Annotated in this window: 11 protein-coding genes; 3 read left to right on the top strand and 8 right to left on the bottom strand. The window is 65.3% G+C overall.

Annotated features, from left to right (window positions below; translation table 11 throughout):
* Positions 1–69 precede the first annotated feature (69 nt).
* Positions 70–1,461 carry a tRNA uridine-5-carboxymethylaminomethyl(34) synthesis GTPase MnmE gene (gene mnmE, locus AABB87_RS00555; RefSeq protein WP_341969147.1) on the top strand — a complete coding sequence of 464 codons (1,392 nt, stop codon included), beginning with the start codon at positions 70–72 and terminating at the stop codon, positions 1,459–1,461.
* 81 nt (positions 1,462–1,542) lie between these two features.
* On the opposite strand, the gene AABB87_RS00560 is transcribed toward mnmE, so the two are convergent.
* The 5 genes from AABB87_RS00560 to AABB87_RS00580 all read right to left on the bottom strand — a co-directional run bounded on the left by AABB87_RS00560 (position 1,543) and on the right by AABB87_RS00580 (position 6,643).
* Complete coding sequence (locus AABB87_RS00560; RefSeq protein WP_341969148.1) at positions 1,543–2,646, bottom strand: hypothetical protein; 1,104 nt, start codon at positions 2,644–2,646, stop codon at positions 1,543–1,545.
* Positions 2,647–2,686: 40 nt separating this feature from the next.
* Entirely contained in the window at positions 2,687–2,920 is a 234-nt protein-coding gene (locus tag AABB87_RS00565; RefSeq protein ID WP_156422097.1) for a DUF2805 domain-containing protein, read from the bottom strand.
* A 295-nt stretch (positions 2,921–3,215) separates the two neighbouring features.
* Positions 3,216–3,758 carry an adenine phosphoribosyltransferase gene (locus AABB87_RS00570; RefSeq protein WP_058721281.1) on the bottom strand — a complete coding sequence of 181 codons (543 nt, stop codon included), beginning with the start codon at positions 3,756–3,758 and terminating at the stop codon, positions 3,216–3,218.
* 22 nt (positions 3,759–3,780) lie between these two features.
* Positions 3,781–5,271 (bottom strand): sensor domain-containing diguanylate cyclase, encoded by a 1,491-nt coding sequence (locus tag AABB87_RS00575; RefSeq protein WP_341969152.1) that lies wholly within the window; start codon positions 5,269–5,271, stop codon positions 3,781–3,783.
* A gap of 109 nt (positions 5,272–5,380) precedes the next feature.
* On the bottom strand, positions 5,381–6,643 hold the full coding sequence (locus AABB87_RS00580; protein WP_341969154.1) for an acyl-CoA dehydrogenase family protein: 1,263 nt from the start codon (positions 6,641–6,643) through the stop codon (positions 5,381–5,383).
* A gap of 165 nt (positions 6,644–6,808) precedes the next feature.
* Here AABB87_RS00580 and gshA point away from each other — a divergent pair, with 165 nt between their 5' ends.
* Positions 6,809–8,350, top strand: coding sequence for a glutamate--cysteine ligase (gene gshA / locus AABB87_RS00585; protein ID WP_341969155.1), 1,542 nt, complete (start codon positions 6,809–6,811; stop codon positions 8,348–8,350).
* On the opposite strand, the gene AABB87_RS00590 is transcribed toward gshA, so the two are convergent.
* Together AABB87_RS00590 and AABB87_RS00595 are read right to left on the bottom strand one after the other, a co-directional pair.
* Positions 8,347–8,889, bottom strand: a complete 543-nt coding sequence (locus tag AABB87_RS00590; protein ID WP_341969156.1) for a DUF2939 domain-containing protein — start codon at positions 8,887–8,889, stop codon at positions 8,347–8,349. The two genes, gshA and AABB87_RS00590, sit on opposite strands and share 4 nt — an antisense overlap.
* Complete coding sequence (locus tag AABB87_RS00595; protein ID WP_341969157.1) at positions 8,889–9,536, bottom strand: LysE family translocator; 648 nt, start codon at positions 9,534–9,536, stop codon at positions 8,889–8,891. The genes AABB87_RS00590 and AABB87_RS00595 overlap by 1 nt, the downstream gene beginning before the upstream one ends.
* A 162-nt stretch (positions 9,537–9,698) precedes the next feature.
* Here AABB87_RS00595 and AABB87_RS00600 point away from each other — a divergent pair, with 162 nt between their 5' ends.
* Positions 9,699–10,367 (top strand): glutathione S-transferase family protein, encoded by a 669-nt coding sequence (locus tag AABB87_RS00600; RefSeq protein ID WP_341969159.1) that lies wholly within the window; start codon positions 9,699–9,701, stop codon positions 10,365–10,367.
* Positions 10,368–10,392: 25 nt separating this feature from the next.
* Here AABB87_RS00600 and AABB87_RS00605 read toward each other — a convergent pair whose 3' ends face one another.
* A complete protein-coding gene (locus AABB87_RS00605) occupies positions 10,393–10,956 on the bottom strand; it encodes an outer membrane beta-barrel protein (protein WP_341969160.1) in 564 nt (187 codons plus the stop codon).
* Positions 10,957–10,990: the final 34 nt, after the last annotated feature.

Here is a 10,990-nt window from a genome sequence, read left to right on the forward strand (position 1 = left end):
CTCTGCACCTCGCAGGCTCAGCGAGTTTTGTTTTGGGGCTCGCTTTCCACAATGGCGGAAAATCCCCCCATGCTCTCCCGCCATCAAGACCCCATCGTCGCCATCGCCACCGCTCCCGGGCGGGGTGCCGTCGGCATCGTGCGCGTTTCGTCTGCGCAAGACCTGACCCTCTTCGTGCAAGCCTTGTGCGGCCGGGCCTTGAAAGCACGCGAGGCCAGCTATCTGCCTTTTCGTGCCGCCAACGGCGAGGCCATTGACCAGGGCCTGGCCCTGCACTTCCCGGCCCCGCACTCCTACACCGGCGAGCATGTGCTGGAGTTGCAAGCGCACGGCGGCCCGGTGGTTTTGCAGTTGCTGCTGGCGCGTTGCATGGAAGTGGGCCAAGCGCTGGATTTGCGCATGCGCCTGGCCGAGCCGGGTGAATTCACCCAGCGCGCCTTCCTGAACGGCAAGCTGGATTTGGCGCAGGCCGAGGCCGTCAGCGACCTGATCGACGCCAGCACCGAAGCGGCCGCCCGCAGTGCCAGCCGCGCCCTGGCCGGCGCGCTGTCCAGCGAGGTGGGCGAGTTGCGCGATGCCTTGATCAAGCTGCGCATGCTGGTTGAGGCCACGCTGGATTTCCCCGAAGAAGAGATCGATTTTCTGCAGCAAGCCGATGCACTCGGTCGGCTGGACCGCTTGCGTGCCCGCCTGGAAGCGGTGCTTGATCGCACCCGCCAAGGGGCGCTGCTGCGCGAGGGCATCAAGGTGGTGCTGGCCGGCCAGCCGAATGTGGGCAAAAGCTCGCTGCTCAACGCCTTGGCGGGGGCCGAGCTGGCCATCGTCACCGCCATCCCCGGCACCACGCGCGATAAGGTCAGCCAGACGATTCAGATCGAAGGTGTGCCTCTGCACATCAGTGATACCGCCGGCCTGCGTGATGCCACCGACGAAGTGGAACGCATCGGCGTGGCGCGCAGCTGGGATGCGATTGCCGAGGCCGATGTGGTGTTGTTCTTGCATGACCTCAGTCGCGTTGGCGATGCCGACTACGAAGCCGAAGATGCCGAGATCCGCGCCCGCTTGGGCGGTGTGGACCCGGCGCGCATTCTGCAAGTGTTCAACAAGGCCGACACGGTGCTCACGCCTCAGGGTCAGGTCTTGCCTGAGGATGCCCTGAAGCTCTCCGCTAAGACCGGCGCCGGCTTAGACGAATTGCGCCAAAGCCTGCTCCAGCACGCCGGTTGGCACGCCACGCCGGAAGGCCTGTTCATCGCCCGCGAGCGCCATGTGCAGGCCCTCAAGCGCACCCGCGAGCATCTGGCCCTGGCGGTGGCCGTCTCCACCCAGCAGCCCCCGGCGCTTGACTTGCTGGCCGAGGAACTGCGCCTCTCCCACGACGCCCTGGGCGAAATCACCGGGGCCTTCTCGGTGGACGACTTGCTGGGGGAGATATTCAGCAAGTTCTGTATAGGCAAATAAAGACATGGGGTTGGACCTGCGAGGCAGCTCAGCTGATTAAGCTTGGGCCCGAACCTGCCCAGAGCCGCCAAGCAAAGTACCTTAGCTGTCCTTCCCCTCATCCCCCAACTCCAGCGCAACCTGCCCCCCAGGCTCCGCCTTGCGCCCCAAGCGCACCGCCTTCAGGCCCAGCTGCTTGGCGCTATCGGCTGATGAAGCCAGCGCACGGCCGACTTTGCTGCCCATCTGGGCGGTGGCGCCCAGCACGCTTTGAGTGGCGTCTTTGACGCCCTGGCCGGTGGCGCTGGCTGCATCGGTGAACACGGCACCGGTGGCTTTGAAAACGCTCTTGGCCACCCGCACACCGCAGTCGCGCGTCACCACACCCAGCAGCGCCAGCGCGGCCACCGAGGCGCTGCGGCGGGTGGCTTCCAGCTCGGGCTGAACCAGGGCGGCGCAGTACTGCTTGGTCAGCATGGCCACCCGCAGGGTCAAAAAGGCATTGGCTGCGCCATTGGCCAGGCTATTGGTCAGCAGGCGAGAGATGCCACCCAAGCCCGGCAGATTGGCCGCCAGGCCGGGCGCGGCGGCGCTGATCATGGGTGAGGCGAGCTCGGAGAAATCGATGTCCTCGATGCTGGTGGCGATCAGAATCGCCGCCCCGACATTGCCGTAGACATACAGCGCTTGGCGCGGCGAGGGCCGCACGTGATAGACCGCCATCAGCCGATACACCAGGCGCAGCTGATTGAGCAAAACCAGCAGGCCATCAAGCCGGCCGTTTTGCATCAGCGCGGTGCTGACGAAGGTGGCGCTGGCGGCTTGCAGCGCTTCTTCATCGGCCTTGGCGTTGAGCAGGCTCAGGGCGGCGGGCAAATCGTCGGGGGTGTTGAGCGGGCTGCCGGCCAGCAGCGGGTTGCAGCGCAGCGCGACCAGCAACTCGGTCTGATAGTGGCCGAACGCAGGCTCGTTGCGGTCAGCCGGTGGTATCAGCGGCTTGGGCAGGCGCAGATAGAGCAGGCAAGGTGTGGCGGCAAGGCCGGCAAAAAGGGCCGTCAAGGCCCAGAACAGGTATTGGCCGGCGCCCGGGTAAATGCGGTCGGCCGCATTGGCCAGCTGTGAGAGGGTGGCCAGCACCGAGGCGCCAGCGTAGAGCGCCAGGAGAATGGCCAGCGCCAGCAAGAGATGCTTGATGGATTTGCTCATCTCAACTCTTTGCCGCGCGGGCTCAGCAGGGCTTGCTGACTTACTTGCCGTAAGGCCAGACCGGCTTCTTGGTCGGCGCCTTCACGCCCTTGCCATTGGCCTGCCAGAGTTTGTAGGCGCTCGAGGTCAGCTGGCGCTTCATCAACTGCACCAGCTCGCCCGGGCCCAGGCCATGCTCCATCAACACCTTGTTATAGGGCGGCACATCCTCCCAGGCGGTGGCAACGATGCGCTTGACTTGGTCGGCGGAGAGGCGGGGAATTGGTTTGGCCATGGCGCTATTGTCGCCGTTCTGGTGGCGCAAGTCAGTGGGGTGACGCGCTCGCTAGGCTCGCACGAGCGGACTGTCACGCAAGAACCCGCTCAATCAGTTGGTGACAGCCTTGCCGCTGGTATCGCGGCAAGTCCTTCGGCAGCCGAGCCAAGCCTTCCGGCGTGGCTGTGCAGCCTCAGAACTACTCGCTCGCTACGCTCGCTCGAGCGGACTGTCACGCAAGAACGCACTCAATCAGTTGGTGACAGAGCTACTCCCTCGCTACGCTCGCACGAGCGGTCTGTCACGCAAGGACTCAAGTCCCCTCAAAGTCCACCATGGTGAACAGCGGCAGCCCGGCCGCTTTGATCTTGGCGGAGCCGCCCAGCTCGGGCAGGTCGACGATGGCGGCGGCTTCCACCACTTCGGCGCCCAGGCGTTGCAGCAGGCGGGCGCCGGCCAGCATGGTGCCGCCGGTGGCAACCAGGTCGTCAATCAGCACGATGCGGTCGCCGGGGTGCACTGCGTCGGTGTGGATCTCCACCGTGGCGTTGCCGTATTCGAGCGCGTAGCTTTCTTCTACCGTGGTGAAAGGCAGCTTGCCTTTTTTGCGGATCGGGATGAAGCCGATATTGAGCTCGTAGGCCAGCACCGAACCGATGATGAAGCCGCGCGCGTCCAGCCCGGCAATGGCCGTGGGCTTGACGTCGAAATATCGATGCACGAAGACATCGATCAAAACCCGGAACACGCGCGGGTTGGACAGCAGCGGCGTGATGTCGCGGAACTGCACGCCCGGGGCCGGCCAGTCAGGCACGGTGCGGATGTGGCGGCGGATGATGTCGGTGGCATTGCTCATGCCCCGATTATCCGGCTCAAGCTCAGGCTGCGGCTTGGGTTTGTACGGCCATGCGTGCCCGGCCGGCTTGTTTGGCGCGGTACAGGGCGGCGTCGGCCTGCTCGATCAGGCTCTGCGCGGCCAGGTCGGCATGGGGCACACAGGCGGCCACGCCTATGCTCAGGCTGAGCGGCTTGCGCAGGGGCGAGGCGGCATGCTCGATGGCCGCTAGGCGCAGGCTGTCCAGGCAGCGTTGCGCCACCAGCTGGGCCTGAGCCAGGTCACAGCCGGCCAGCAGGATGACGAATTCTTCGCCGCCGTAGCGGCAGACCGATTCACCGCTGCGCCCGGCACAGGCGCGCAAGAGCGCGGCCACACGGCGCAGGCAGTCGTCACCGGCCACATGGCCGTAGTGGTCGTTGAATTGCTTGAAGTGGTCGATGTCCACCATCAGGCAGGCCAGGCTTTGCGCGTGCCGGGCGCTGCGCTGCCATTCCTGTTGCAGGGATTGGTCAAACAGGCGCCGGTTGCCGATGCCGGTCAGGCCGTCGGTGGTGGACTGCCTCGCCAGCTGCGCGTTGGCTTCTTGCAGGGCCAGTTCCTGGCGCTTGCGCTCGCTCAGGTCGGTGAGGATGCAGACGAAGCGGTGGGTGGTTTCGGTGTGCACCTCGGCCATGCTCAGCTGCAAGGTCATGGCCTCACCATGGCGGTGCTGGGCATTGACCTCCATGGGCTCGCCCAGGGTGTCGGCCAAGGCGCGCCCGGGCCGCAGCAACTCGCGGCCGAAGAGCAGATTGATGTGGCTGCCCTGCATTTCCTCGGCCGAGTAGCCGAACAGGCGCTCGCAAGCCGGGTTCAGCTCCAGCACGTGGCCGGCGGTGTCCAGGGTCAGCACGCCGTTGGGGGTGGCTCGCACAAAGGCCTGCAAATGGGCTTGGCTGGCTTCCAGTCGCTGTTGCTCCTGGATCAGATCGGTCACGTCCATGCGCACCCCGACCACGCCACCCGAGGGCATATGGCGCTCGTAGATGCGCAGCCAGCGGTCGTTGTGAATCTTCTGCAGCAGCGGCTCGCGCGGCAGCTTGCGGGCCTGCAGGCGCTCGGCCAGCCATTCTTGCTCGCGCCCGAAGGCGGCCGGAATGCGGCCCTGGGCTAGCGAAGCGCGCACCAGCGTCTCGAAGCTGGCGCCGCGCCGGAAGGCGTCTTGCATATGCGGATAGATCTCGTGCAGCTTGCGGTTGTAGGCCATCAAGCGGTCATTGCGGTCGAAGATCTCCACACTGGCGGGCAAGGCCTCCAGCGCTTCGTCCAGGGTGCGGCGCAGGTCTTTGCCGCGCTTGCGCAGGCGGCGCATTTCCTGCACCGTCAAAACCACGCAGAGCAGGCTCAGCAGCAGGACCAGCGCCATCAAGGCCGAGGGCAACACGCCCGCCGGCCAGATCAAAAACAAGAGCACGCCCTGCAGGCTAAGGCCTGCCAGGGCGGTCAAGCCCAGCCAGGAGCGCAGTTGAAGGGGGAAAAACAGGCGATTCATTGCCGCCTAGTCTAGAGCCTCCCCCTATTTCGTCACGCTCCCCCCAATGAGGGTGATGACGCTAGGTCAGCTGTTCGCAACACCCTCTTGCGTCTCGCAGCGCCTTGGCTTAGCTGCCGCGGGTGATGGGCATTTGCACCTCGCCACCCGGCAGCTTCATGTGGCGCGAGAGCTCCAGCTTGGCCAGGGAGTTGCGGTGCACCTCGTCCGGGCCATCGGCCAGGCGCAGGGTGCGTTGATGGGCCCACATCAGGGCCAGCGGGGTGTCGCCGCTGACACCCATGGCGCCGAACACCTGAACCGCCCAATCGATCACCTGTAGCGCCATATTCGGCGCCACGATCTTGATCATGGCGATCTCGGCCTTGGCGACCTTATTGCCCACCGTGTCCATCATGTAGGCGGCCTTGAGGGTCAGCAAGCGGGCTTGCTCGATCATGCAGCGTGATTCGGCGATGCGCTCTTGCGTCACGGTTTGCTGGGCAATCGTCTTGCCGAAAGCGGTGCGCGAGATGGCGCGCTGGCACATCAGTTCCAGCGCCCGCTCGGCCGCGCCGATGGAGCGCATGCAGTGGTGGATGCGCCCGGGGCCCAGCCGTCCTTGGGCGATCTCGAAGCCGCGCCCTTCACCCAGCAAGATATTGCTGACCGGCACGCGCACGTTCTTCAGCTGCACTTCCATATGGCCGTGCGGCGCATCGTCATAGCCGTAAACGCTGAGCGGCCTCACGACCGTGATGCCGGGCGTGTTGGCGGGCACCAGCACCATGGATTGCTGCTCATGCCGCCCTGCTTCGGGGTTGGTTTTGCCCATCACCACATAGATGGCGCAGCGCGGGTCGCCGGCGCCGGAGGACCACCATTTGGTGCCGTTGATGACGTAGTCATCGCCATCGCGCTCGATGCGGCATTCGATATTGGTGGCGTCGCTGGAGGCCACGGCTGGCTCGGTCATCAAGAAGGCCGAGCGCATCTCGCCGCGCAGCAGCGGCTCCAGCCACTGTGTTTTGTGGGCTTCGGTGCCGTAGCGCTCGATGGTTTCCATATTGCCGGTGTCGGGCGCCGAGCAATTGAACACCTCGGCGGCCCAGCTGACACGGCCCATGATCTCGCACAAAGGCGCGTATTCCAGGTTCGACAAACCTTCGGGCGCCCGCGTCGATTTGGGCAGGAACAGGTTCCACAAGCCGGCCTGGCGGGCCAGGGGTTTCAATTCTTCGATCAAGCGGGTGGGCACCCAGGCGTCGCCGGCGCGGCGGTTGGCTTCCACCTCCTCCAGAAAGCGCCGCTCATTGGGGTAGATGTGGGCGTCGAAGAAGGCCAGCAGACGCGCTTGCATCTCCTGTACCTTGGGGCTGTAATCGAAGTTCATCCTGTGTCCTTTGGCGCTGGCTGCGCTGAAGCCCAGTGTGGCGCAAGATCGTCGCGCTGCCTGTCACCCAGGCGGCATAGCATGTTTTGCAGTGCCCTGTGTCAAGACGGCGTTGCCGCGCTCTGTTACCGTGCGCGCTGAATTTGGCAATGGAGGCTCGAGAGCATGAGCGATAACGACAACAAGCGCCTGAGCGCCATCACGAGCACCGAGTTGCTGGGCATCCGCCGTGGCATCGAGAAGGAAAGCCTGCGCGTCCTGCCCAGCGGCATGCTGGCGCTGACGCCCCACCCCCTGCCCCTGGGCTCGGCACTGACGCATCCCCACATCACCACAGACTTCAGCGAGTCGCAGCTGGAATTGATCACCGGCGTGCATGCCGGGGTCGAGAGCTGCCTGCAAGAACTGACCGAAGTGCATCAGGCGGTCTACCAAACCCTGGGCAAGCAGCCCACGGCGGAGCGCCTGTGGGTCGGCTCCATGCCCTGCGGCCTGCCCACCGACGAGACGATTCCGCTCGGCCGCTACGGCAAATCCAATATCGGCCGCAGCAAGAGCGTCTACCGCATGGGCCTGGGCCAGCGCTACGGGCGCCGCATGCAGACCATCTCGGGCATCCATTACAACTGGTCGCTGCCGGGCGTGAGCAGCGAGCAGTACTTCGGCCTGATCCGCAATTTTCGCCGCCATTCCTTCTTGCTGCTTTATCTGTTCGGCGCCTCGCCGGCTTTGTGCTCCAGCTTTGTGGCCGGGCGCCAGCATGAGCTGCAGCCCATCGGCGCGGGTTCGCTGCACATGCCTTACGGCACCAGCTTGCGCATGGGCCGCCTGGGTTACCAGAGCGATGCGCAAAGCTCGCTGGCGGTCAGCTACAACAGCCTGGAAAGTTATGGCGCCTCTTTGCAAGACGCGCTGACCCGGCCCTACCCGGCCTATGAAGCCATCGGTGTGCAAAACCCGGGCGGCGACTACAACCAGCTCAGCACCAGCTTGCTGCAGATCGAAAACGAGTTCTACGGCACCATCCGCCCCAAGCGCGTGATCCAGCCCGGCGAGCGGCCTCTGCATGCCCTGCGCGAACGCGGCGTGGAATATGTGGAAGTGCGCTGCATGGACCTCGATCCCTTTGTGCCGGTGGGCATCGCGGCGCAAACGGTGCGCTTCCTCGACGTCTTCTTGCTGCACTGCCTGACCCAGCCCAGCCCGCCCGACACGCCCGAGGAAATTCGCGCCCTGGCGCACAACCAGCATCTGGTGGCCAGCCACGGCCGCGACCCTCAGCTGCGCCTGCAAATGGTGGGTGGCGCGGCCGGCACGCGGTCCTTGCAAGATTGGGGCTCCGAGTTGCTGGCGCAGTGCCTGCCCATGGCGCAAGCGCTGGACGCGGCCCATGGCGGCGAAGCCTATACCCAGGCCTTGGCTGCGGCTCAAACCACGCTGGCGAATCCCGAGTCCACCCCTTCGGCGCGCCTGCTGGCCAGCATGCAGCAGGAGTTCGACAACTCCTACGTGGCCTTTTTGCGCGAACAGTCCGAGCAGACCCGCCAGACCTTGCTGGCCATGCCCTATAGCGCCGAGATGGCGGCCCGCTTCGAGGCGCGGGCGGCGGCCTCACTGGCCGAGCAGGCCCGCATCGAGGCGGCCGATGTGCTGGACTTCGAAGCCTATCGCCAGCAATACCTGGCGCCGCAGCGCATGGAGGTTTAGCCCGGCAAGCTCAGCTCGGCCAGCTTCCAGCTCAGCAAGCCCTGGCGGTGCAGCACCAGATGAATGGGCTCCTCCCCATGGCCGGCTGATTGGATGCTGCAGACAAAGCGGTTCAGGCCGGCATAGGCCATACGGATCTCGGGCTGACCCGCCGCCTGGCTGGGCTTACCCAGCTCCAGTGCCGGTATCACTGCGGTTTCGGGCGGCTGGCCTTGCAGGATGCGCGCAAGGCTTTGCGGGGTGATCAACTGGTCCACCAAGGGCCCCAGCAGGGCCGCTGCCACGGCCGCGCCCAGGCTGGCGGCCTTGGTCGGTTCGCCGCGCGCGTTCACGCTCTGATGAGCCAAGCGGCGCTGCACGCCGAACTTGAGGTTGGCGCGCAATTGCTCCCAGTCAACGTATTCGCTCAAGGCCGCCGCATCGCGTGCCTGCGCCGCCTGGCGCATTTGCTGCACGTGCCACCAGGGGCTGGCGATGCTGGCGCCCAGCAGCAGGCTCAAGCTCAGCAGCGTTGCGCCCCACAGCATGCGCGCGCGCATCAATGCTCCGCCAAGGCCAATTTGAGGCCGAAAGACAAGAACAAGGCGCCGATGGCCCGGTTCAGCCACAGGCTGAGCGTCTGGCTCACCCGAACGCGGCGGCTGGCCAGGTCGGTGAACAAGGCCAGGCCGTTGCACCACAACATGCTGTTGAAATTGAAAATCGCGCCCAAGAGGATGAAAGCCAGCGCCTTGTTCTGCGCCTGCGGCGCGATGAACTGCGGCACAAAGGCCAGGAAGAACAAGGCCACCTTGGGGTTCAGCACATTGGTCAGAAAGCCTTGGGCAAAGATCTTGCGGTAGCTCGGCACGCTTGCTGTGGTTTCTGCCGATGCTTGTTGCTCGTGTGCTGGTACCTTGCTTCGGCTCAGCAGCATGCTCAGGCCCAGGTAGAGCAGATAGGCCGCGCCCGCCGCCTTGACCGCCGTGAACGCCCAGCTCGACGCCGCCAGCAAGGCCGACAAGCCCAGCGCTGCCGCCAGCACATGCACACAAGTGCCCGCGCCGATGCCAAAAGCCGCAGCAGAACCGGCGCGCCAGCCCTGGGTGGCGCTGCGCGTCATGATCAGCAGCGAATCAGGCCCCGGCGCGATATTGAGCAACAGGCCGGAAATGATGAATAGGCTCAGGTCTTGGGTACCAAACACGGGCGGCAATCTCCAGATTGACCTTGATCATAGGCGCGCCGGCTGCGCCCAAGCGGGTGCGGCCTGAGCAATACTCGGGGCCCGGCTCAGCCAAGACCCGTCGCGCCCTGGCGTAGCAACAGGCCGATCTCTGCAACTCTATTGCCGCAAACAACCCGCGCCATGATCACGCTCTACCACTGCGTCAGTGCCCGCTCCCTGCGCCCCATGTGGCTGCTGGAAGAGCTGGGCCTGCCTTACCAGCTGCAGATGCTGCCCTTCCCGCCGCGCGCCTTGGCACGTGAGTTCTTGCAGCACAACCCGCTGGGCACCGTGCCGCTGCTGGTGGACGGCAGCGCACGGCTGAGCGAGTCAGCGGCGATCTGCCAATACCTGGCCGCCCGCCACAGCCCTGGCGGCTTGGACGTTGCGGTGGATGACGCTGCGTTTGCCAGTTACCTCAACTGGCTGCATATGAGCGACGCCACGCTGACCTTCCCGCAAACCCTGCTGCTGCGTTACCGCTATTTCGAAGCGCCCGAGCGCCGCCAGCCCCAAGTGGCGGAGGACTATCAGCGCTGGTTCCTGGCCCGCTTGCGCGCCGTGGAGGCCGGCCTGCAGGGGCAAGAATTCTTATGCGCCGGCCGCTTCACCGCCGCCGATGTGGCGGTGGGCTATGCCCTGCTGCTGGCCCAGCATCTGGGCCTAGCAGACCAGTTCGGTCCGGCCGTGGCGGCCTACTGGGCCCGCCTGCAAGCGCGGCCCGCCTTTCAGCGGGCATTGCGCATCCAGCACGAGGCCGCGCTGGCACAAGGCGTGCCGACAACGCCGGCACCGGACTTGCGCCCCTGACGGTGGCCGAGCAAGCCCTGCGGGTTTAGAACCGGTATTCCAGGCCCAGCGAGGCCACATTCACCTCGCTGCGGGTCAGCCGCAAGATCTCCAGCTTGCTGCTCCAGCCATGGCCGAAGGCATAGCTCAGGCCGGCGCCGACGGAGTAGTCGGTGATCCGGTAGGCCGGGTTCTTCACTTGATCGTTGACCATCTTGGTGCTGCCGGCGCCAAGCCGGCCGTAGAGGCTGAAGCTCTCGCTCAGGGGCAGCTCGCCCAGCAGGGCCGCGCCGATGTGGCTGTCGGGGTAATAGGGCGGGTTGTTTTCCAGCAGGTAGCTAAACAGCGCAAAATTCAAGCCGCGTGCAAACAACTCAACCGAAAGCGTCTGGTTGATGCGATAGCCCAGAGCGACACCCAGGGATGGGTGGCTGCCGTCCCGTTTGTACAGATCGGCCGAGCCATTGGCGCTGCCCGCCGATAGCCCCAGGTGAACGCCGCTGGTGTCGCCAGCATCTGCCGCCCGGCTGGCACCCGAAGTGCTGAGCAGCAGTCCGGTCAGCAACGCTGTGGCGAGGATTGAAAAGTGTTGTGTCGAACGTTCTGGCATCGTGGCCCCCCTTGATTTGTGCTGCATTCTGATC

It is taken from the genome of Roseateles sp. PN1 (genome assembly GCF_038419725.1).
Lineage (GTDB): Bacteria > Pseudomonadota > Gammaproteobacteria > Burkholderiales > Burkholderiaceae_C > Paucibacter_A.